The following is a 20832-nucleotide window of genomic DNA, read 5'->3' as shown; positions in this document are numbered from 1 at the left end:
TTCCGATCGCTCCCCTAGCGTCAGGGGACGCCGAACGTCCAGCCCTCAGTCGCGGCTACGTCATTCGTCATCGCCGCAGGTTGCCATAGATCGGCTCGCCCGACGGAGGCGCGGAGCCACGCGGCGGCTAGGATCGCGTCGGTGGAGTGATCGTCGTACGCGGAGAGCGGTGCATGCGGGCGGCTACCCACCGCGGCGAGGGCTGTGTCGAGCGCGACGGCGTCGCGCAACTTGCTGATGCCCTTGCGCATGCCCGCAGCGCGCGCGGCGATCGCGGTGTAGATTTCCACCACTGCCATGCCACGGTCGGGCAGCGGATCGAACGGCCACACCGGCACCCGCCCCGCCAGGGCGTGCAGCAAGCGCATGCCTGCGAAACTCGCTTTCGCCACCTGCGCCGCGCCGATCGCGTCGTACACGGTGGATGGCTTCCGACCGCCCTCCGTCGCGACTTCGCAGGTGCGCCAGTGCAGGAAATCCGCCTTCGCGCCGTCCGCCGCACCGAGGTAGAAATGCCTGCCGCGCCGTGCCTCCAGAAACGACGCCGCGCCGAGATCCTCGTCGTTGCTGGCCGCATCGACGTAGGCCCAGAGCGCGCGAGCGTCGGTGGTCGTCGTCTCCCCCGGCAGGTGTGCACCGCGGGCCACGAACGGAGCGGAGAAGCTGAAGTCGAAGCCGACCAGCATCGGTGCTTCGGCCTGCGCGAGCAGCCAGTCGAGGATCGCCTGCCGCGACCAGGCCCGCTCCGGCGGTGGCACCAACATGGGCGCGGCATCGCCGGAGTCGCACGTCGCCAAGGCGATGCCCTTGTGAAGGCGAGCCTTCGCCCCGGACCAATCGATCGCGGCGAAGTGGGTGAAATGCTTAGGGACGATCGCCGAACGCCTTTCGCTGCGTCCGCGACGCACGGTCCCACCACGCGCGGGTGATGACCCGCTTCACCCGTTCCGGATCGGTGCTGCCGTAGCGGACCAGCAGTCCCGGCCAGTACGCGTAGTGCGCCGTCTGCCAGAAGGTGTCCGGGTCGGTTTCCATCAGTATCGCTTTCTCCTCATGCGGAGCGGGAACGTGGAAACTGTCCGGCTCGCGGCCCGGCGAGACGAAGGCCTTGCGATTCACTTTGGGGCAGAGGTCATTGTAGAAGGATTCGAGATAGGTGTCGGGCAGCGTCAGCGCGAACGCGACCACCTCGGCCCATGCACGCATCAGGACCGATCCGCGCGGCGTTCGTCCCACCACGCCATGCGCTCGGCGATGCGCTTCTCGAAACCACGCTCGGTCGGTTCGTAGAACCGTTGCCGCCCGAGTTCCTCCGGCCAGTAATCCGCGCCCGAGAATGCGTCGTCGGCGTCGTGGTCGTATTCGTAACCCTTGCCGTAGCCGAGATCGCGCATCAGCCGCGTCGGCGCACCGAGAATGGACTTGGGCGGGCTGATCGACCCGCTTTCCTTCGCCGTCTTCCACGCCGACTTCTGCGCCAGATAGGCGGCGTTCGATTTCGGCGCGGTGGCGAGATAGAGGCACGCCTGCACGATCGCGAGTTCACCCTCGGGCGAGCCGAGGAAGTCGTAGGTGTCCTTGGCGGCGATGCACTGCACCAGCGCCTGCGGATCGGCGAGGCCGATATCCTCCACCGCCGCCCGCGTCAGACGGCGCAGGACGTACAGCGGTTCCTCTCCCGCGACGAGCATCCGCGCCAGATAGTAGAGCGCCGCCTGCGGATCGGAGCCGCGGATGGATTTGTGGAGCGCGGAGATCAGCCCGTAATGTCCCTCGCGATCCTTGTCGTACACCGCGACCCGGCGTTGCAGCAGCGCCGACAGGCCGGCGGGGTCGAGCGGCGCGGGCAAGTCGATCGCGAACAGCGTCTCCGCCTGATTGAGCAGGAAGCGACCGTCGCCATCCGCACTGGCGATCAACGCCTCGCGCGCAGCATCGTCGAGCGGCAGCGAGCGCCCCTCCAGTTCCTCGCCCCGCGACAGCAATTGGCCGAGCGCGACGCGGTCGAGCCGGTGCAGGATCAGCACCTGCGCACGGCTGAGCAGCGCGGCGTTGAGCTCGAACGACGGGTTCTCCGTCGTCGCGCCGACCAGCGTGACGGTGCCGTCCTCCACGAACGGCAGGAAGCCGTCCTGCTGCGCGCGGTTGAACCGGTGGATCTCGTCCACGAACAACAGGGTGCGCTTGCCGGCGCGGGCATGATCCTTCGCCTCCGCGAAGACGCGCTTGAGGTCGGCGACGCCCGAGAACACGGCGGAAATGCTGGCGAACCGCAGCCCCACCGCGTCGGCGAGCAGCCGCGCGATCGTCGTCTTGCCGGTACCGGGTGGACCCCAAAGGATCATCGACGACAGCCTGCCCGCCGCGACCATCCGCCCGATCGCGCCGTCGGGGCCGGTCAGATGCTCCTGACCCACGACCTCGTCCAGCGCGCGCGGCCGCAGCCGGTCCGCGAGCGGGGCATCGGCGGCAGGTGCATCGGTGGGGGCGGGGGGCTCGATCCCGGCGAACAGGTCCATTCCGCCGATGTAGGCGCTTCGTATCGCGGCGTCATCCATCGGCTGATCGCTACGCGCTGAAAATATATCTTGAGGCATCTTGTGATCGAGCATCGAAGATATATCTTGGCTGCATCGTAGAGTTAAAAGGAACAACGATGTTTGGAATGAACAAGCGGGGCTGCGGCCCCGATCGAGAGATGCGCGACGGAATGCGGCGCGCGATGCACCACGCCATGCACGGCGGTCGCGGCCCTCGTGGCAGCTTCTCGTTCGAATGGACGCCGGGGCACCGGGAAGAAGGACGACCGGGACGCGGTCGTCGCATGTTCGACGGCAGCGAGCTTCGCCTGATCCTGTTGAAGCTGATCGCGGACGAACCGAGCCACGGTTACGACCTGATTCGCCGGATCGAGGCGCTGACCGGCGGTGCCTATGCTCCCAGCCCGGGCGTGGTCTATCCGACGCTGACGCTGCTGGACGAGATGGGCCAGATCGGGGAGCAGCAGGCAGAGGGCACCAAGAAGCGCTTCGCCGCCACCGACGACGGGCGCGTACATCTGGCGGAACGCGAGGAGGAGGTTGCGGCGCTGATGCAGCGTCTGACTGCGATGGGGGAGCAGAGCGAGCGGACCGATCGCGAACAGGCCCGTCGTGCGATGTGGAATCTGGGGCAGGCGGTGCGCGGCCGGTTGAAGCGCGGCGACGTGTCGGAAGAGACGTTGCATGAGGTGGTCGGTCTGATCGACGAACTCGCCCAGAAGATCGAGCGCCTGAAATGAGCGGCGCACCGACGATCTGGGTCGCCCGCGTGCCGACGCCATCTGCCAGCCGCTATCTCCAGCAGCTTGCCAAGCACTGGAGCCACAAGATGACCGTCTCCTTCACCGAGGAGGAGGGCACGATCGACTTCCCCAACGGATCGAAGCTGGAGATGCGGGCCGACCCGGAGACGCTCGACATCCTGTTGACCGTGCCGGAGGGCGAGGACACCGCCCGCATGCGCGAGGTGGTCGCAAGCCACCTGGACCGCTTTGCCTTCCGCGAAGCGCCGCTGACCTTCGATTGGCGGGCGGGGGAGTAGCGGCCATCGTGCTCCCGCGCAGGCGGGAGCCCATTGGTGCGGAGCCGGCTGTTGTCCTGCTTGGCCACCGGGTTCCCGCTTCTGCGGGAACATGGGTCAGACGTTCAAGCTACCCCTTCAGCTCCAGATACGTATCCAGCACCGCCTGATTGATCGCCTCCCAGCGATACCCCGCCGCCCTGGCATGCCCCGCTTCGCCCATCGATCGGCGAAGGGCGGGATCGCCGGCGATGCGGGCGATCGCGTCGGCATAGGCGGCGGGATCGCGCGGCGAGACGAGGAAGCCGGTAATGCCTTCCTCGACCAGATCGGTCGTTCCGGTCGCGCGCGCCGCAACCACGGGCACGGCCGCGGCCATCGCCTCCAGCGTGACGTTGCCGAACGTCTCCGTCACGGACGGGTTGAAGAAGGTATCGAGCGAGGCGACCGCGCGGCCGAGCGCGTCGCCGCGCTGGAAACCGGCGAAGGCGGCGTCCGGCACTTCCTTTGCGAACCAGTCGCGCGCGGGGCCGTCGCCGATCACCACCACGCGGTGGCGCACGTTGCGCTCGGTCAACGCGCGCGCGATGTCGGCGAAGACGTCGAGCCCCTTTTCCTTCACCAGTCGCCCCACGAAGCCCACCGCGAGCTCGTCGTCGGCCACGCCGAGCGACCTACGCCACGCCATGTCCCGGCGCGCTGGCGAAAAGCGGTCGTGATTGACGCCGCGCGACCAGATGCCGATCGGCGTCGTCACGCCCCAGCCGCGCAGCACCTGCGCCATGCTGTCGCCGGGCACCAGCACGGTATCGACCCGCCCATAGAAACGCGCGAGCAGCCGCTCCAACGGCCGCTCCAGCGCCGATAAATGGTAGTAGCGCAGATACGTCTCGAATCGGGTGTGCAGCGAGGCGACGGTGGTGATGCCGTGGGCGCGCGCCCAACTGATCGCGCGGTGACCGAGGATGTCAGGGGCGGAGACGTGCACGACATTGGGGGCGAACGCTTCCAGATCGCGGCGGACCTTCGCAGGCAAACCGCGCGCGATCCGGTATTCGCCGCGTCCGCCGGGGATCGGCACCGCCGGCACGTCGACCAGATCGCCGGTGGCGGGAAAAGCGGGCTGCGGTACGGTCGGCGAATAGACGCGCACCGTGACACCCTGCGCCAGCAGATGTCCCACCAGCAGGTTCAGCGCCTGGTTAGCCCCATCGCGCACGTAATTGTAATTGCCGCTGAAGAGCGCGACGCGAAGGTCCTTCGGCTGCATGGTGGCGGGGCCATAGCGGGGGTTGCGGCGATTGACCATCCGCAGCCCCTGTCGATGTCGGCGGCGAGCGATTGTGTTCCCGTCCCGTTCCGCTATGTACGATGCATGGCGAAGCTCCAGAAACGCTATGTGTGTCAGGCCTGCGGCTCGGTCGCGTCCCGGTGGCAGGGGCAGTGCGCCGACTGCGCCGAGTGGAACACGCTGGTCGAGGAAGCCCCGGCGGTCGTCACGCCGTTCCACGCCAAGCACAATCTTCAGGGTGGCGGGCGGTCAATCGTGCTGACCGCGCTCGACGCCAATGTCGCGCTTCCGGCGCGCCTGCCCAGCGGCGTAGCCGAGTTCGACCGGGCGCTGGGTGGCGGCTTCGTCGAGGGATCGGCGACGTTGATCGGCGGCGATCCCGGCATCGGCAAATCGACGCTGTTGCTTCAGGCGGCGGCAAAGATGGCACTCGCCGGACATAGCGTCGCCTATGTTTCGGGCGAGGAAGCCGCGGATCAGGTCCGGCTGCGCGCGCGCCGATTGGGTCTCGGCTCCGCACCGGTGCAACTCGCCGCCGCGACCTCGACGCGCGACATCCTGACGACGCTGTCGCAGGGGGCGCCGCCGACCCTGCTGGTGATCGACTCGATCCAGACGATGCACAGCGACCTGATCGAGGGCGCGCCCGGCACCGTCAGTCAGGTACGTGCTTCGGCGCAGGAACTGATCCGCTTCGCCAAGGAGCGCGGCACGGCTTTGGTACTGGTCGGACACGTAACCAAGGACGGCAGCATCGCCGGCCCGCGCGTTCTGGAGCATATGGTCGACACGGTGCTCGCCTTCGAGGGGGAGCGGTCGCACCAGTATCGTATCCTGCGCGCGATTAAAAACCGCTTCGGCGGCACCGACGAGATCGGCGTATTCTCTATGCAGACCGAGGGACTTGCGGAGGTCGCAAATCCGTCCGCGCTGTTCCTGACCCAGCGCGAGGAGGGGATGACGGGCGCGACGGTGTTCCCAGCGCTGGAGGGAACGCGGCCGGTGCTGGTCGAGATCCAGGCGCTGACGGTTCGCCTCGCCAGCGGCGCGACGCCGCGGCGGGCGGTGGTCGGCTGGGATTCGGGACGGCTGGCGATGATCCTCGCGGTGCTGGAGGCGCGGTGCGGGCTCAGCTTCTCGTCGGCGGAAGTGTATCTGAACATCGCCGGCGGCTACCGCGTGCAGGATCCCGCCGCCGACATGGCGGTCGCCGCCGCGCTCGTTTCCGCGATGAGCGAACGGCCGGTGCCCGCCGACGCAGTGGCGTTCGGCGAAGTCGCGTTGTCCGGAGAGATCAGGCCCGTCGCGCACGGCCCCTTGCGCCTGAAGGAGGCCGCGAAGCTCGGGTTCGAGCGGGCGCTGGTGCCCTCGGTGATGGCGAAGGACGACGGGCCGCTGCGTCTGTCCGGCTTCCGCACGCTGGCGCAGTTCGTGGATCACATGCTGGGGCGTGGGTAGAGTACGATCGACCCTCACGATCGGCGTCGGCATTGCGGTCTTTCCGCGTCGCGCCGAACGTGTTTGGGGGCGACGCTCTGAAAACCCCTGTGACTTGCGCCTCTTGCCGATCGGCTCGACGGTGGACGGACCCCGGAATAGCTCGATAAGGTGTGCTCTTCGCGCAGGGACAACGGCCTGCCCGACTTCGCTTGTGCTCCCGACCGGAGCGTCAATCCGCACTGGGCACTGTGGCGTTGGATCGACGGTCAACGGCTTCCGTCCCTAACCCCAAAGCGAGGTGCAGATTACGTCGCCGAGCGATGTCGCACGCACACCGCCGCCAGAGGTGGCCTTGCGCACGCCCAGCAAATCGTGTCTCGACTTCGCGCGATACGAACGCTTTGAGTCTGCCGCATGACCTCCCTCGATATCGTCGTCCTCGTTGCGGTCGTCGGGTCCGCCTTGCTCGGCCTGAAGCGCGGCTTCGTTGCGGAGGTGCTCGCGTTGTTCGCGTGGGTGGCAATGGTCGCGGCCTTGAAGCTGTTCCACATCACGCTGGCGCAGGCGCTGACGGGCGTGGTCGGCACCGTGTCGGGCGCGGCAGTGCTGGCGTTCGTGCTGATCGTCGCCGTCACCTATTTCGGCGGCAAGCTCGTCGCCAATGCGATCGGATCGCGGACGCGCACATCGGTCCTTGGGCCGCTCGACCGGGCGCTGGGGTTCGGGTTCGGCGCACTCAAGGGGCTGATCCTCGCCAGCCTCGTCTTCCTGCTGGCGGCTTTGGTGCTCGACACGATCGGCGGCGGACCGACGCGCCGACCGGAATGGATGACCAAGAGCCGCACCTATCCGTTGCTGAACGCAACGAGCGCCGGCATCGCCGACTTCGTGGATCGCCGCCGCCGCGGTCAGCCGGTCTTCGGCGCGCGCACGCCGCCGTCCTCCTCGTCGGAGAACAGTGCGGGAGCCGCCGAATGACCGCCAACCTGTACAACACCGAAATCCTGCGCCTCGCCTCTTCGATCGCGCATCACGAGCGACTGGCCGATCCCGCCGGCACCAGCGAGAGGCGGTCGGCGATCTGCGGCAGCCGCGTCACCGTCGATCTCGATCTCGGCCCCGACGGCCGCGTCGCGAAAGTCGGGCTGCTCGTCCGCGCCTGCGCGCTGGGGCAGGCGTCGTCGTCGCTGCTGGCGGAACACATCCTCGGCAAGACTCCGCAGGAACTGGCCGACGCGCGCGACACGCTGACGGCTTGGCTGGCGGCGGGACAGGGTGACGCACCGGCATGGCCGGGGCTCGCCGTCTTCGCTCCCGCGCTGAGCTATACCGCGCGTCATCCCTCGATCCGGCTCGCGTTCGAAGCCGCGGCCGAGGCCGCCGAACAGGCGGCGGAACGGATGACGACGGGGCAAAACGCCTGATGGAGCATGAACAGATTTCGTTACTGCGCGACGGCGCGATCCTGCTGGGTGCGGGATTGTTCTGCGTGCTGCTGTTCCGCCGCCTCGGCCTCGGCGCGACGCTCGGTTATCTCGTCGCGGGCGCGGCGGTGGGGCCGCATGTGCTGGGCCTCGTCGGCGATGCCGAGTCGAAGATGGGCATCGCCGAGCTCGGCATCACCCTGCTGCTGTTCATCGTCGGGCTGGAGCTGAACCCGACGCGGTTGTGGCGGATGAAGCAGGAGATCTTCGGCGTCGGCCTGCTTCAGGTCGTCGCCTGCGGGCTGGCGATCACCGGCATCGTCTGGATCGCGCATTTCTCCGGTCCCGCCGCGCTCGCGCTCGGCCTGCCGCTGGCGCTGTCGTCGACCGCGCAGGTGTTGCCGATGCTGCAATCGTCGGGCCGGATGCGGACGCCGTTCGGGGAGCGCGCCTTTTCGATCCTGCTGTTCCAGGACCTGTCGATCGTCCCGCTCATCACCATCCTCGCTGCGATGAGCCGCAATCCCGCGGATGCCAATGCACCGCCGGGCTGGCTGCTGGGCGTCTACACCGTACTCGCGGTCGTCGGCCTCGTGCTGGCGGGCCGCTTCGTCCTGCGCCCGTTCTTCCGCCTGATCGGCAATCTCGGCGAGCGCGAGATGTTCGTATTCGCGGCGCTGTTTACGGTGATCTGCTCGGCGGCGATCATGGAAGTGCTCGGACTTTCGACCGCGCTGGGTGCGTTCATCGCGGGGGTGATGCTGGCCGACAGCCCCTACCGGCACGAGCTGGAGGCGGATGTGGAGCCGTTTCGCTCGATCCTGCTTGGCCTGTTCTTCCTCGCGGTCGGCATGATGCTGGACCTCACCGCGATCGCCGAGCGCCCGCTGTTCGTGCTCGCGATGGCGGCGGCGTTGATCGCGACGAAGACGCTCGTCATCTTCCTGATCGGCCTGGCGTTCCGGATGCCGTGGCGCGGTGCGCTGGCGCTCGGGCTGCTGCTCAGCCAGGGTGGCGAGTTCGGCTTCGTGCTGTTCGCGCAGGCGCAGAACGGCCTGCTGATCGCGCCCGAGGCGGCGAGCCTGTTCGGCGCGATCGTAACGATCTCGATGGCGTCCACCCCGTTCCTGATGAGCGCGACCAAGCGCTTCCGACAGCAGCCGATCGTCAAGGATCAGGAACGCGACGGTCCGAAGACCGACGGCGCGAACGCGATCATCGTCGGGTACGGGCGCTTCGGTCAGACCGTCGCGCAGATGCTGATCGCGGAGGGCGTGCCGGTGACGCTGGTCGACACCGATATCGAGATGATCGACGTCGCCAGCGAATTCGGGGCGAAGGTCTATTACGGCGACGGCACCCGCCTCGACCTGTTGCGTCAGGCGGGCGCTTCGGAGGCGGAACTGCTGTTGTTCTGCATCGATGGCGACCAGATCGACGCCGACATTCTCGAAGGGGTTCATGCCGCCTTCCCGAATGCGACGATCTTCGTGCGCGCCTACGACCGCCGCGCGCTGATCAAGCTTAGTCACAGCAAGGCGGAATATGTGGTGCGCGAGGTGCTGGAATCGGCGATCTCGATGGGTCGCCGCGCGCTGGGGGCGATCGGCGTCGACGACACCGCGATTGACCGCGCTGAGCAGGGCTACCGAGCCAACGATCGTGAACGGCTGCGCAAGCAGGTCGAGGCGGGCGACCTGCGCGCCGGGATCGGCGGCATCATCACGCAACCGGCGAGGGACTGATGCTGGGAACGATCGCGGCGCTGTCGGGCGCACTGGCCGTCATCGCGGGCGCGTTCGGCGCCCATGGTGCCCATGGCGAGGCGCAGGAATGGCTGCGCACCGGCGGCCAGTATCAACTCGTGCACGCCGTCGCCGCACTGGTCGCGCTGCGGCTGGAGGCGCGCGGACCGGGCTGGCTGTTCGTCGCGGGCGGGGCGGTATTCGCGCTCACCCTCTACGCAATGGCGCTAGGGGCACCCCGCTGGTTCGGCGCGATCACCCCGATCGGCGGCGCGCTGATGATCGGCGGCTGGCTGTGGCTGGCGTGGACATTGCGGCCCTGACGCAGAAAGGGCCGCCGATCCCCCGATCGACAGCCCTCCATCATGCTACCGCTACGGTTCAGCTATAGGCGAGCGTCGTTCGACGGCGGCGATAGCGCATGCCGCCACCGATCATGCCGACGCCGGCCAGCATCATTGCCCATGTCGCGGGCTCCGGCACCGCGCCGCCGATCGGTGCGATCGTCCCCGGTCCGTCGATCGTCAGCGTGTAGGCTCCTTCGACGCCGTTGCTGAAGGCAGTGACCACCGCGAAGTAGGACGTACCCGCGAGCAGGCTGCTCGTCAGGATCGCGTCACCGAAGGAAGCGGCCGAATCGTCGTCGGCCCCCAGCGCGTTCATCAGGGGCGACGACGGGTCGAACATGCCCGAGTACAGCACGAGGAAGCTGTCGAACCCCGTCTCCGTGGACAACGTGTAACTTCCCGACGTTCCGACCGTGAATCCGAACACGTCGTAGCTGACGGCGGTACCGACACCGGACAGTCCCGTCGGCGGCGATCCGGCAAGCGGACGGTTGAAAGTCGGTCCACCAACCGTGGTACCCGTCGCGACATAGGTCGCGGCGGCGGCGGGTGCGGTGATCGTCATGGCAGCGGCAAGTGCGGCGAATGTGATGGTCTTCATCGTAATTCTCCCTGTTCGACTCGGACGGTCCCCCGGCAGTTTGTAAATGATCCGTTAAGAATCGCTGGTCGTCAATCAATCAATTCGTTGTTTACAAACGCTTCTTCCGGCACGCGTCCGAGCAATACACGACCGAATCCCAGTCTCGCGCCCATTTCTTGCGCCACGTGAACGGTCGCTCGCACGCCGGGCAGGTCTTGGTGGGGAGATCGCGCTTGGCGACGCCGTTCGGCATCAGCGCGGTTCGCGGTCGAGGAAGCGCTCGACATCGGCGAGGTCCACCGATCGGTCGAGATAGGTCTGGCCGATGCCACGCGCGAGCAGGAAGGGCAGGGTGCCCGCCGCCATCTTCTTGTCGTGGCGCATATGCTCGACCAGCCGCGCGCCCGATGCGGCGATACCCGCCGCCGCCAGCCCATCGGGCAGCCCGGCGACACGGAAATGCGCCGCCACCCGCTCCACATCCGCCGGCGGACACAGTCCGCGCGCCACCGAATAGCGGAAGGCGAGCGCAATGCCGGCGGCCACGCCCTCTCCGTGGATCAGGGTGCCGTCAAAACCCGCCTCCGCCTCGAGCGCGTGGCCGAAGGTGTGGCCGAGGTTCAGGAGCGCGCGGATGCCGTTCGTCTCGTGCTCGTCCGCCGCGACGATCCGCGCTTTTGCCGCCACCGCGTGCGATATCGCCTCGACCCGCGCCGCCGCGTCGCCCGCCAACAGCGCGTGACCGTTCGCCTCGCACCAGTCGAAGAAATCCGCATCGTCGATCAGGCCGTATTTCACGACCTCCGCATAGCCGGCGCGGACTTCGCGCGGCGCCAGCGTGTCGAGCACGTCGGGGTCGATCAGGACCAGCGCCGGCTGGTGGAACGCGCCGATCAGGTTCTTGCCCGCAGCGGTGTTGATCGCGGTCTTGCCGCCCACCGACGAATCGACCTGCGCCAGCAACGTCGTCGGCACCTGGATGAATCCGCACCCGCGCTTCAGGATGGCGCAGGCAAAGCCGACGAGGTCGCCGATCACACCACCCCCCAGCGCCACGACATGATCGCCGCGCTCGACGCCCAGCCGCAACAGCCAGTCGCAGACCTGCTGGAGCGTCGCCCAGCTTTTCGTCGCCTCTCCGGGCGGCAGCACCAGCGCCTCGCTCGGAATACCCGCGCCGGCCAGCGACGCCTGCACCGTCGCAAGGTGCGCGCGGACATTCTCGTCGGTGACGATCGCCACGGTGCGGCCACGGACCAGCGGCCCGATGTGTTCGGCCGCATGCGCCAACAGCCCCGCCTCGATCAGGATCGGATAGCGGCGCGCGCCGAGTTCGACGGTCACGGTCTTCACTGTTCGGCTCCCGGTGGGTTTTGCGGTGGGGCAGGTTGCGGCGCCTGTCCGATCGCGCGCAGGATCGCCGTCACCGTGGCTTCGTGCGGACCGCGCTGGCTGACGATGTGGATATGCGCCTGCGCATAGATCGGGTCGCGCACGCGGGCGAGATCGGCGAGCACCTGACGCGGGTTCTTGCCACGCAGCAGCGGACGCGTGTCGCGCCGCCCGACCCTTTCCGCCAGCACGTCGGGATGCGCGGTCAGCCAGATCGCGGTCGCCTGATCGAGGATCAGCGCGCGTGTCTCCTCGTTGACGAAGGCGCCACCGCCGGTCGCGATGACCTTGGCCTTGCCGTCCATCAGGCGAGCGATCACTCGCCGCTCGCCGTCGCGGAAATAGGGCTCGCCGAACTGTTCGAAGATTTCGGCCACGGTCATCCCCGCCGCTTCCTCGATCGCATGATCGGCGTCGACGAAGGGAAGACGCAACCGCCCGGCGAGCCGCCGGCCGACGGTGGATTTCCCCACCCCCATCAGCCCGACGAGCACGATCGGCCGGCCGTCCCAGGGAGAGTGGCTTTGCAACATCGCGGTCGTCGCTATACAGCGCACGGGCGATCGCGCAAAAGCGCTCGTCCCGTTCGTAAATTTCGTCTCGTGCCCGCAGCGTATAAGGTTCGCCATGTCCCGCCTGGTCATCACCGTCGTCGTCATCCTGGTCGTGGTGATCGGCGGATTGTTCCTGCTGGCGGGTCGGGATGGTGAGCGCCCGATGACCCAGGTCGAGAAGCAGGTTTCGCTTGCGAACCTCCAGTAAGGCGGGTCTTGCCGCGGCCGTAATCGCCGCCGCGGCTGCCGCGGCGCTGGCGCAGGAGCGGCCCGAATCGATCCTGCCGCCCGGCTTCGGCGACGCTGCTCCGACCCCCGCGCCCACGGCCCGTCCGGCCGCGCCCGGCCGCGTGCCCCAGCCGGCACCGGGCACGACGCCGTCGCCCGCTGCCACGGGCTTCATCCAGCCGCTGCCCTCCGACACGCCCAGCGCGACGCCGACCGCGACGCCCAGCGCCACGCCGTCGCCGATCGATCCGGCCACTCTGGCGCGGTACGAGATGCCGGCCTTCGCGCGTCGCTCGCTGAACTCGGTGGGCTTCGCGACCGAGGTCGGACGTGACGCGTTCGCCGGCGCGGACGGAGGGTTCGTCGAGGCGCTGATGCGCCGAACCGCCGCGCCGCTGCCGTCCCGCTGGCTGTCGATCGCTTTGCGTCGCGCACTGGTGTCGCGCGTGCAGCCGCCGAACGGCATCAACGGTGCGGATTTCGCCGCCGAGCGCGCGTGGCTGCTGCTGCGCATGGGCGAAGCGGTCGCGGCGCGCGCGGTCGTGCAGGGCGTCGACAACGCCGATTTCACGCCCAAGCTGTATCAGGTCGCGATGAACGCGATGCTGGCGACGGGCGATCCCGCCGGGCTTTGCCCGCTGGCCGATGCCGGTCGTGCGGCGACGGGTGAGCGGGGCTGGGCGTTCGCGCAGCCGATGTGCGCGGCGCTCGCGGGGGACGGGGCGAAGGCGCGCGCGCAGTTCACCGCCCTGCGCCGTCGTCGCCTGGCAACGGGCGTCGACCTGTTGCTGGCGGAAAAGGTCATCGGGGCGGGCAGTCAGGGCCGGCAGGCGGTGACGATCGAGTGGGACGGCGTCGACCGGCTGACGACGTGGCGTTTCGGGCTCGCCGCGGCGACCGGCGCGACGATCCCCGATGCGCTGTTCACGGGCGTTGGCTCGCAAGCCACCTCTTGGCGCGCGCTGGCTCCCGGTATCCCGCTGGCGCAGCGCGTCGATGCGGCGGAGGCCGCGGCGGGGCAGGGGGTGTTCTCCAACGCGGCACTCGTGAATCTGTACGGCGCGGTCGCGGCGGACGACGATGCGCCGTCCGGCCCGACCGCCACCGCCACCGACCTGCGCACCGCCTATGCCGGTGTCGATTCGGCGACGCGGATGGCGGCGCTGCGACAACTCTGGGGCGCGACGCCGTCCTATGGCCGGCTCGTCCTTACGGCGCGCGCCGCGGTGCGTCAGCCTGCGCGCGCCGACAATGCCGACGCGAACCGCATCGTGGCGTCGTTGCTGTCGGCGGGGCTCGATCGTACGGCGAGCCGCTGGGCGGGCGCGGTGGCGGCGGGCAGCGACGGCTGGGCGATGCTCGCGCTGGCCGATCCCGATCGCGGGAACGTTACCTACGCGCAGCTTCAGGGCTATGACGGCGGCAGCGAAGTGAAGCGGCGGCTGTTGTTCGCCGGGCTCGCGGGTCTGGGTCGGCTCTCGGCGGAGGATATCGAACGCGCGGCCGAGGCGCTCGACGTGCGGATCGGTGCCGCGAACAGCTGGACGCGCGCGCTCGACCGTGCCGCCGCCGACGGCCAGGCGGGCACGGTGCTGCTCTTGTCGGCGATCGGCATGCAGGCGGGATCGTGGCGCGGGGTGCCGCCCGAGTCACTGTACCGCATCGTCACGGCACTGCGAGCGGTCGGTCTCGACGGCGAGGCGCGGATGATCGCCGCAGAGGCGATCGCACGGCCATGACGCCCCTGAGCGATCGGCCGCTGATCGATCGCTTCCTGGAAATGCTGGCGGCGGAGGCGGGCGCGGCGGCGAACACGCTGGCCGCCTATCGCAGCGATCTGGCGCTGGCGTCGGAGGCGACCGGCGGCGGGCTCGCGTCCGCAGACGAGGCGACGTTGCAGCGTCTGGCCGGCGGCTGGTCGTCGCTCGCCCGCGCCACCGTCGCGCGCAAGGCGGCGGCGCTCAGGCGCTTCTACGCATTCCTTCAGGACGAGGGCCATCGCCGCGACGATCCGGGTGCGGCGCTGCCCCGTCCGGGTTCCGCACGCCCGCTTCCGAAGGCGCTGAGCCATGCCGACATCGACCGGCTGTTCGCTGCCTTGACCGAGCGGCTGTCGGTCGCTCACCCGTCGGCCAACGATCTGCGACTCTCGGCACTGATCGAGCTTCTCTACGGATCGGGGCTGCGCGCGACCGAACTGGTGTCGCTGCCGCGCAACGCGATCCGGCCCGACCGGCCGTACATGATCGTCCGCGGCAAGGGCGACAAGGAGCGGCTGGTGCCGCTGTCCGATCGCGCGCGCGCCGCTGTCGCGCTCTGGCGTGATCATGTGCCGGCGGAAAAGGCGTATCTCTTCCCCTCCGGTGCGAAGCATCTGACGCGCGTCCGGCTGTACCAGCTGGTCAAGGCGCTGGCGGCGGAGGCCGGCGTGCCGCCCGATCGCGTCAGCCCGCATGTCCTGCGTCACGCCTTCGCGACTCACCTGCTGGCGGGGGGCGCAGACCTGCGCGCGCTCCAGACGATGCTGGGCCATGCGGACATCGCGACGACCGAAATCTACACGCATGTCGATGCCAGCCGGCTGGTCGAACTCGTCAACCGCGATCACCCGCTCGTTGACCTCGACCTCCGCCGGCCGTAACCGCCGGCCCGATGCCAAGTTTTCTGGACTTCGAGAAGCCGATCGCCGAGCTGCAAAGCCGTATCGACGAACTGCGCGACACCGCGGCCGGCGGCAATGTCGACATCGCGACCGATGTTGGCCGGTTGCAGGCCAAATCGGACAAGCTGCTGCGCGACACTTTCGCCCGGCTGACCCCGTGGCAGAAGACGCAGGTCGCGCGTCATCCGGAGCGGCCGCACTTCAAGAACTATGTCGCCGGGCTGTTCGACGAATTCCTGCCGCTCGCCGGCGACCGCGCCTTCGCGGACGATCAGGCGATCATCGGCGGTTTCGCGACCTTCCGCGGCCGCAAGGTCGTCGCGATCGGGCACGAGAAGGGCGAGGATACCGCCACGCGCCTCCGCCACAATTTCGGCATGGGCAAGCCGGAGGGATATCGCAAGGCGATCCGCCTCGTCGAACTCGCCGACCGATTCGGCCTGCCGGTCGTAACGCTGGTCGATACGTCCGGCGCGTTCCCCGGCATCCAGGCGGAGGAACGTGGCCAGGCGGAGGCGATCGCCCGCTCGACGGAGGCGTGCCTCAACGCGGGCGTTCCGGTGATCGCGGCGATCGTCGGGGAAGGCGGCTCGGGCGGCGCGGTGGCGCTGGCCGCCGGCAACCGCGTCATCATGTTCGAACACGCGGTCTATTCCGTCATCAGTCCGGAAGGCTGCGCCTCGATCCTGTGGCGCACATCCGATCGCGCGCCCGACGCAGCGGAGGCGATGAAGGTCACCGCGCAGGACCTGAAGGCGCTCGGCGTGATCGACACGATTGTCGCCGAACCGCTGGGCGGGGCGCACCGTGCGCCTCAGGTGGCGATCGCGTCGCTCGGCGACGCGCTGGAAAAGGCGCTGAAGGATCTGTCCTCGCTGTCGTCGGCCGACCTCCGTCAGGCCCGTCGTGCCAAGTTCCTGAAGATGGGCCGGCTCTGACGACCCACCTGTAGAGGCCCTACGACACCTTCATGTTGGACGAGACGTTTTCGAACGTCTTTTTGACCTTGCCGCCCAGTCCCTGCATTGCGGCGATCGCGGCGACGGCGATCAGTGCTGCGATCAGGCCGTACTCGATCGCAGTCGCGGCGCGGCGCTCTGCGAACACCTTTCGAAATAGCTTGATCACGTTATTCTCCCGGTAGAAACAATTCGGGCGGCGGAACATCTGCCCCGCCGCCCGAACTTCGTTCGTCGTCGTCGAAGGTGGCTATCAGCCAGCCTTCATGTTCGACGAAACGTTCTCGAAGGTCTTCTTGAGCTGGCCACCCAGGCCCTGCATCGCGGCAATGGCGGCGACGGCGATCAGAGCGGCGATCAGGCCATACTCGATGGCGGTGGCGCCCTTCTTGTTCTTGAAAATCTTGCGGATCATCTGCATTTCCGGTCTCCGTATCTGAAGCTTCAGTCACCCGGCCTACCGGCGGTTCACCGGGTCAGCACCACGGTGTCTAGGCGGCGGGCATTAAAAACGTCTTAAGCCCGGACCGGTTGTTTTCAGGATGCTTTCTGGACCTTGTCGGACACGTTGTTCCAAAGATGCGTGGTCACGTCCGCGACCTGGCTCAGCGTCGCCAGCATCACCAGCACGACGAAGGCGAGGATCATGCCATATTCGACGGACGTGGCACCGCGCTTGTCGCGACGGACACGGGAATCGAATAGGGTCTGGAACAGCGTCCGCATGATCGGCCGATTACGGCACAGGCTTTAAGGAATCATGAGATGACAGGCACCATCCTCCTGCCCGTCGTCGCTGCTGCGCTGATCGATCCGGCGGGTCGAGTGCTGATGCAGCAACGCCCGGTCGAAAAGGCGCATGGCGGCCTGTGGGAATTTCCCGGCGGCAAGATCGAGCCCGACGAATCGCCCGAAGCCGCGCTCGTCCGGGAGCTGCGAGAGGAATTGGGGATCTCCGTCGATGTCGCCGCGCCGACTCCGGTGACGTTCGCCAGCGTGCCGGCGGACGGCGGGCGCCATCTGCTGTTGCTGCTCTACGCCGTGAGCGGCTGGACGGGAGAACCGCGTGCGATCGAGGCGAGCGCCCTGCGATGGGGATTGCCGGCCGACCTTGCCTCGTTGTCCATGCCGCCCGCCGACATACCGCTGCTGGCAGCCCTGTCGCTATCGCGGGCGCTTCCGGTGCAAAATGGGCAATGAAAAGGGGCCGCCGATCCGACGATCGACGGCCCTCGCAAGATAGTCCGCAACCGAGCAATTCAGGCGAATGAAATGCTCGTCTTGACCGAACGGCGACGGCGGAGAGCGCCGCCTGCAACCCCGGCTCCCGCGATCATCAGTGCCCAGGAGGCAGGCTCCGGAACGGCGCCGCTCGCCTGGAACGTGAACGCGTCATACGCAACGCCCGCAGGGTCGTCGGTGCTCAGCGACAGGCTGGTGATGCCGCTGAAAGCAGTGAGGTCGATAAAGAGCGTATCGAAACCGCCGCCGTTGTTGAACGAAATAGCGAACGCGCCACCCGCACCGGTTCCGGAGACGAACAGGTTCGACGCCCCGTCATAGCCCGACGTTTCGAACGTCAGGCCGTCGACCGCGGCCGAAAACAGGACGCTCATCGACGCCGAACAGTCGCCGCCGACTGTATACGGGCAGATTTCAGTCGCCAGTCCCGCAGCGCCGACGAAAAACCGCCGGGTCGAAGAGGTGAAGGTCGCTTCTGGATACACGATGGGACTGGCGGTCGCGCCGGTGGAAAACCCTGTGAAGTCGATGGTGGTGGATGCCGCCGGCGACGCCGCAGAAACAGCCGCGATCGCTGCTAGGGAAATCGCACTGAACATTTTCATAGTTGTTCTCCCCCGACATCGACTCGGTAGAAACGATGCCACCGACGAGGGTACATCTCGGGTTGAACCGGAGGCCATATTCCATTCGGGCTAGAAGCTGCGATCAGGAGACTGATAATCCGCCATATATGGTGCTGGCTGATGTGACCTCGGCGTCTTCGCCGGAGTGAAACGCGTGGGAGTACACTGACTTCCGACGTGATGGACCATGAACGACATACGCCCCGGCACCGTAAGAACGTGGACCCGACGCGCCATGCGGCGGCGTCTCAACCGTCTGGAGGCCCGACCGGGAATCGAACCCGGGTGCAAGGATTTGCAGTCCTCTGCGTCACCACTCCGCCATCGGGCCTCGACGCGGGGAGGCGGCGCAATGCGGTGGAAACGGCCGGGCGTCAACCGCTGAGTTCACCCGTGTGCCGCGGTTAGCGTGCGTTAACCAAAATTTCGCGATCCCCCGATTAAGAAGGGCGAACCGAAGAGCCACGATGTCCATCCCGCTTGCGCTGCCCGGCCCGGGCGGGATACGACAAGGTTAATCAAGTGTATTGCACAACTAATACGGTTGTGCGACGGGGGTGGTATGACGACGACGACGACTCACGCATCCGTGGACATCGCCCGGCTTCGGCAAGCGATGGTCGCCAGCCAGCTACGGCCGAACGCGGTCGACGACCAGCGCGTCGTCACGGCGATGGCGACGATCCCGCGCGAGGCGTATCTGCCTTCGACCGCGGCGTCGCTCGCGTATCGCGACACCGCGATCCCGCTCGGCCGCGCCCGCTACCAGAATTCGCCGCTCGCCACCGCGCGGCTCGTCAACGCCGTCGAGATCGTGCCTGCAGACCGGGTGCTGCTGATCGGCGCGACCGGCGGCTACACCGCGGCGCTGCTGGTCGAGCTCGGCGCGGTCGTGACGGCGGTCGAAAGCGATACCGAACTCGTCGCCGTCGCCCGTACCGCGCTCGGGGACACCGCGACCGTCGTGGAAGCGCCGCTGACCGAAGGCCATGCCCCCGGTGCACCCTACGACGTGCTGTTCGTCGACGGCGCGGTCGAGGAACTGCCGGACGCGCTGCTCGCCCAGCTTCGCGACGGGGCCCGGATCGCGACCGGTCTTGTCCAGAACGGCGTCACCCGCCTTGCGGTCGGTGCCCGCACCGCTGGCGGCCACGCCGTGCAACCCTTTCTCGACGCCGAGTGCGTCATCCTCCCCGGCTTCACCAAGCCCGCCGCCTTTAGGTTCTGACCTCATGACCATTCGCACTGCTCGCGTCGGCCTGTCGGTCGCCGCAACGATCCCGCTCGTCTGCTTCACGGGCACCGCCGCCCCGGCCGAAACGCTGCGCGACGCGCTGCAAAAGGCCTATGCGAGCAACCCGACGATCACCGGCCAGCGCGCCGCCCAGCGCGCCACCGACGAGACGGTTCCGATCGCCCGCTCGGGCGGTCTGCCGTCGCTGTCCGCGAACAGTCAGGCGACCGAAAACGTCGTTCAGGCGAACAACAACTTCCTGAACCCGGAACGGCTGGCGAACGGTCAGCTTCAGTTTTCGGTGCCGATCTACCAGGGCGGCTCGGTCAGGAATGCCGTCAAGGCGGCGGAAACGCGCGTCGAGGCCGGCCGCGCAACGCTCCGTAACACGGAGGCCACGACCTTCACCAACGTTGTCGCCGCGTACATGAACGTTTTGCGCGACGAGGCGATCGTCGGCCTGAACCAGCAGAACGTTCGCGTCCTCGACGTCAATCTGCGCGCCAGTCGTGACCGGTTTCAGGTCGGCGACCTCACCCGCACCGACGTCGCCCAGTCGGAGGCGCGACTCGCGCTCGCCCGCGCGCAGCTTCAGTCGGTGGAGGCGCAGCTGATCTCCAGCCGCGAGAATTACATCGCCGTCGTCGGCACGCCGCCCGGCATGCTCGACCAGCCGCCGGTGATCCCCAATCTGCCGTCGTCGCCATCGCAGGCGGTGGACGTGGCGCTCGATCGCAACCCGCAGTTGCTAGCTGCGCGGAAGTCGGCCGATGCGACGCGCTACGATATCGGCGTCGCTCGCGCGACCCGTCTGCCACGCGTCGCCGCGGTCACGTCCGGCACCTATTTCAATTACCTCGGCTCGGTGCCCAGCGTCGCCAATGGCCAGCGCATTCCGGGCAGCGGCACCGCCCTGACCACCGGTTTCCAGCTGTCGCTGCCGCTGTTCCAGGGGGGGCAACCCGCCGCCCGCGTGCGTCAGGCGGAGGCCGGCCGCGGTCAGGCACTCGAGGTGCTCACCGCGACCGAACGCGCCGTCGTCTCCCAGACCCGCTCGGCTTACGCGATCTGGCAATCCTCGCAGCAGGTGATCGCCTCATCCGAAGCGGCGGTGAACGCCAACAAGCTCAGCCTGGAGGGTGTGCGCGCCGAAAACAGCGTCGGCACCCGGACGATCCTCGACATTCTCAACGCCGAACAGGAACTTTTGAACAGCCAGGTGACGCTCGTCACCGCGCGCCGCGATGCCTATGTCGCAGGCTTCGCGCTGATCGCCGCGATGGGCAACGCAGAGGCCCGCGACCTGGGGCTGGACGGCGGATCGCTCTACGATCCCACGATCAATTACCAGCGCGTGCGCGGTCGGATCGGCGATTTTGGCGGCGACGGAGAGCCGACGCCGATCGCGGGAACGACCCGTTCGACACCGGCCCAAACCGCGATCGTCAACCGGCCGCTCGACCCCGCGCTCGATTCGAACGTTGACAGAAGCCCGGCATTAACCACAGGAAAGTCGTCGCCGAACCGCCAGTAGGGGCGTTTCG

General features: G+C 67.9%; 26 protein-coding genes and 1 tRNA gene. 14 read left to right on the top strand and 13 right to left on the bottom strand.

Annotated features, from left to right (window positions below):
* Positions 1–20: 20 nt before the first annotated feature.
* The 3 genes from ILT43_RS01510 to ILT43_RS01500 are packed head-to-tail and all read right to left on the bottom strand — an operon-like array spanning position 21 to position 2519.
* Positions 21–875, bottom strand: coding sequence for a hypothetical protein (locus tag ILT43_RS01510; RefSeq protein WP_343283950.1), 855 nt, complete (start codon positions 873–875; stop codon positions 21–23).
* Entirely contained in the window at positions 865–1206 is a 342-nt protein-coding gene (locus tag ILT43_RS01505; protein ID WP_204193514.1) for an MmcQ/YjbR family DNA-binding protein, read from the bottom strand. The genes ILT43_RS01510 and ILT43_RS01505 overlap by 11 nt, the downstream gene beginning before the upstream one ends.
* A complete protein-coding gene (locus tag ILT43_RS01500; RefSeq protein WP_204193511.1) occupies positions 1206–2519 on the bottom strand; it encodes a replication-associated recombination protein A in 1314 nt (437 codons plus the stop codon). The genes ILT43_RS01505 and ILT43_RS01500 overlap by 1 nt, the downstream gene beginning before the upstream one ends.
* A 137-nt stretch (positions 2520–2656) precedes the next feature.
* On the opposite strand from ILT43_RS01500, the gene ILT43_RS01495 reads away from it, so the two are divergent.
* Complete coding sequence (locus tag ILT43_RS01495; RefSeq protein WP_204193510.1) at positions 2657–3280, top strand: PadR family transcriptional regulator; 624 nt, start codon at positions 2657–2659, stop codon at positions 3278–3280.
* Positions 3277–3582: a DUF2218 domain-containing protein gene (locus ILT43_RS01490; RefSeq protein WP_204193508.1), complete on the top strand. Its 306-nt coding sequence runs from the start codon at positions 3277–3279 to the stop codon at positions 3580–3582. The genes ILT43_RS01495 and ILT43_RS01490 overlap by 4 nt, the downstream gene beginning before the upstream one ends.
* A gap of 109 nt (positions 3583–3691) precedes the next feature.
* On the opposite strand, the gene ILT43_RS01485 is transcribed toward ILT43_RS01490, so the two are convergent.
* Entirely contained in the window at positions 3692–4831 is a 1140-nt protein-coding gene (locus ILT43_RS01485; protein ID WP_239473947.1) for a glycosyltransferase family 4 protein, read from the bottom strand.
* A 105-nt stretch (positions 4832–4936) separates the two neighbouring features.
* On the opposite strand from ILT43_RS01485, the gene radA reads away from it, so the two are divergent.
* From radA to ILT43_RS01460, 5 genes are all read left to right on the top strand, one after another.
* Positions 4937–6310 carry a DNA repair protein RadA gene (gene radA, locus ILT43_RS01480; RefSeq protein WP_204193505.1) on the top strand — a complete coding sequence of 458 codons (1374 nt, stop codon included), beginning with the start codon at positions 4937–4939 and terminating at the stop codon, positions 6308–6310.
* A gap of 396 nt (positions 6311–6706) precedes the next feature.
* The gene (locus ILT43_RS01475) at positions 6707–7270 is read left to right on the top strand and encodes a CvpA family protein (protein WP_204193503.1); all 564 of its coding nucleotides are present in this window, start codon (positions 6707–6709) and stop codon (positions 7268–7270) included.
* Complete coding sequence (locus ILT43_RS01470) at positions 7267–7716, top strand: iron-sulfur cluster assembly scaffold protein (protein ID WP_204193501.1); 450 nt, start codon at positions 7267–7269, stop codon at positions 7714–7716. The genes ILT43_RS01475 and ILT43_RS01470 overlap by 4 nt, the downstream gene beginning before the upstream one ends.
* Positions 7716–9461: a cation:proton antiporter domain-containing protein gene (locus tag ILT43_RS01465; RefSeq protein WP_204193499.1), complete on the top strand. Its 1746-nt coding sequence runs from the start codon at positions 7716–7718 to the stop codon at positions 9459–9461. Before ILT43_RS01470 ends, ILT43_RS01465 begins: the two co-directional genes overlap by 1 nt.
* The gene (locus ILT43_RS01460; protein WP_204193497.1) at positions 9461–9784 is read left to right on the top strand and encodes a DUF423 domain-containing protein; all 324 of its coding nucleotides are present in this window, start codon (positions 9461–9463) and stop codon (positions 9782–9784) included. The genes ILT43_RS01465 and ILT43_RS01460 overlap by 1 nt, the downstream gene beginning before the upstream one ends.
* Positions 9785–9842: 58 nt before the next feature.
* Here the strand turns inward: ILT43_RS01460 and ILT43_RS01455 are convergent, their stop codons facing one another.
* From ILT43_RS01455 to ILT43_RS01440, 4 genes are all read right to left on the bottom strand, one after another.
* Entirely contained in the window at positions 9843–10409 is a 567-nt protein-coding gene (locus ILT43_RS01455; RefSeq protein WP_204193495.1) for a PEPxxWA-CTERM sorting domain-containing protein, read from the bottom strand.
* A 91-nt stretch (positions 10410–10500) separates the two neighbouring features.
* Positions 10501–10644 (bottom strand): DUF2256 domain-containing protein, encoded by a 144-nt coding sequence (locus tag ILT43_RS01450; RefSeq protein WP_204193493.1) that lies wholly within the window; start codon positions 10642–10644, stop codon positions 10501–10503.
* Positions 10644–11744 (bottom strand): 3-dehydroquinate synthase, encoded by a 1101-nt coding sequence (gene aroB, locus ILT43_RS01445; protein WP_204193491.1) that lies wholly within the window; start codon positions 11742–11744, stop codon positions 10644–10646. The genes ILT43_RS01450 and aroB overlap by 1 nt, the downstream gene beginning before the upstream one ends.
* Positions 11741–12316 carry a shikimate kinase gene (locus ILT43_RS01440; RefSeq protein ID WP_204193490.1) on the bottom strand — a complete coding sequence of 192 codons (576 nt, stop codon included), beginning with the start codon at positions 12314–12316 and terminating at the stop codon, positions 11741–11743. The genes aroB and ILT43_RS01440 overlap by 4 nt, the downstream gene beginning before the upstream one ends.
* Positions 12317–12410: 94 nt before the next feature.
* Between ILT43_RS01440 and ILT43_RS19640 the strand changes: the two genes are divergently transcribed.
* Genes ILT43_RS19640 through ILT43_RS01425 form a run of 4 tightly spaced genes read left to right on the top strand, consistent with a single transcriptional unit; the run spans position 12411 to position 16165 of the window.
* On the top strand, positions 12411–12545 hold the full coding sequence (locus ILT43_RS19640; RefSeq protein ID WP_275431401.1) for a hypothetical protein: 135 nt from the start codon (positions 12411–12413) through the stop codon (positions 12543–12545).
* Positions 12529–14304 carry a hypothetical protein gene (locus tag ILT43_RS01435; RefSeq protein ID WP_204193488.1) on the top strand — a complete coding sequence of 592 codons (1776 nt, stop codon included), beginning with the start codon at positions 12529–12531 and terminating at the stop codon, positions 14302–14304. The genes ILT43_RS19640 and ILT43_RS01435 overlap by 17 nt, the downstream gene beginning before the upstream one ends.
* Positions 14301–15206, top strand: a complete 906-nt coding sequence (locus tag ILT43_RS01430; RefSeq protein ID WP_204193486.1) for a tyrosine-type recombinase/integrase — start codon at positions 14301–14303, stop codon at positions 15204–15206. Before ILT43_RS01435 ends, ILT43_RS01430 begins: the two co-directional genes overlap by 4 nt.
* 11 nt (positions 15207–15217) lie before the next feature.
* Positions 15218–16165: an acetyl-CoA carboxylase carboxyltransferase subunit alpha gene (locus tag ILT43_RS01425; protein WP_204193485.1), complete on the top strand. Its 948-nt coding sequence runs from the start codon at positions 15218–15220 to the stop codon at positions 16163–16165.
* 19 nt (positions 16166–16184) lie between these two features.
* Here ILT43_RS01425 and ILT43_RS19390 read toward each other — a convergent pair whose 3' ends face one another.
* The 3 genes from ILT43_RS19390 to ILT43_RS01410 form a co-directional block, all read right to left on the bottom strand.
* A complete protein-coding gene (locus ILT43_RS19390) occupies positions 16185–16352 on the bottom strand; it encodes a Flp family type IVb pilin (RefSeq protein ID WP_318293465.1) in 168 nt (55 codons plus the stop codon).
* An 87-nt stretch (positions 16353–16439) separates the two neighbouring features.
* Complete coding sequence (locus tag ILT43_RS01415) at positions 16440–16607, bottom strand: Flp family type IVb pilin (RefSeq protein ID WP_204193481.1); 168 nt, start codon at positions 16605–16607, stop codon at positions 16440–16442.
* A gap of 116 nt (positions 16608–16723) precedes the next feature.
* On the bottom strand, positions 16724–16912 hold the full coding sequence (locus ILT43_RS01410; RefSeq protein WP_204193479.1) for a Flp family type IVb pilin: 189 nt from the start codon (positions 16910–16912) through the stop codon (positions 16724–16726).
* Positions 16913–16951: 39 nt separating this feature from the next.
* Here ILT43_RS01410 and ILT43_RS01405 point away from each other — a divergent pair, with 39 nt between their 5' ends.
* Entirely contained in the window at positions 16952–17386 is a 435-nt protein-coding gene (locus ILT43_RS01405; RefSeq protein WP_204193477.1) for a (deoxy)nucleoside triphosphate pyrophosphohydrolase, read from the top strand.
* A 59-nt stretch (positions 17387–17445) separates the two neighbouring features.
* Here the strand turns inward: ILT43_RS01405 and ILT43_RS01400 are convergent, their stop codons facing one another.
* Positions 17446–18111 carry a PEPxxWA-CTERM sorting domain-containing protein gene (locus ILT43_RS01400; protein ID WP_204193475.1) on the bottom strand — a complete coding sequence of 222 codons (666 nt, stop codon included), beginning with the start codon at positions 18109–18111 and terminating at the stop codon, positions 17446–17448.
* A 200-nt stretch (positions 18112–18311) separates the two neighbouring features.
* Positions 18312–18385, bottom strand: a tRNA-Cys gene (locus ILT43_RS01395).
* A 231-nt stretch (positions 18386–18616) separates the two neighbouring features.
* Here ILT43_RS01395 and ILT43_RS01390 point away from each other — a divergent pair.
* Together ILT43_RS01390 and ILT43_RS01385 are read left to right on the top strand one after the other, a co-directional pair.
* Positions 18617–19282 (top strand): protein-L-isoaspartate O-methyltransferase family protein, encoded by a 666-nt coding sequence (locus ILT43_RS01390; RefSeq protein ID WP_204193473.1) that lies wholly within the window; start codon positions 18617–18619, stop codon positions 19280–19282.
* A gap of 4 nt (positions 19283–19286) precedes the next feature.
* Positions 19287–20822 carry a TolC family outer membrane protein gene (locus ILT43_RS01385; RefSeq protein ID WP_204193472.1) on the top strand — a complete coding sequence of 512 codons (1536 nt, stop codon included), beginning with the start codon at positions 19287–19289 and terminating at the stop codon, positions 20820–20822.
* Positions 20823–20832: the final 10 nt, after the last annotated feature.

This window comes from Sphingomonas longa (assembly GCF_016892685.1).
Classification (GTDB): domain Bacteria; phylum Pseudomonadota; class Alphaproteobacteria; order Sphingomonadales; family Sphingomonadaceae; genus Sphingomonas; species Sphingomonas longa.
The sequence above is the reverse complement of the archived record's forward strand: the minus strand, read 5'-3'. Positions and strand labels throughout refer to the sequence as shown.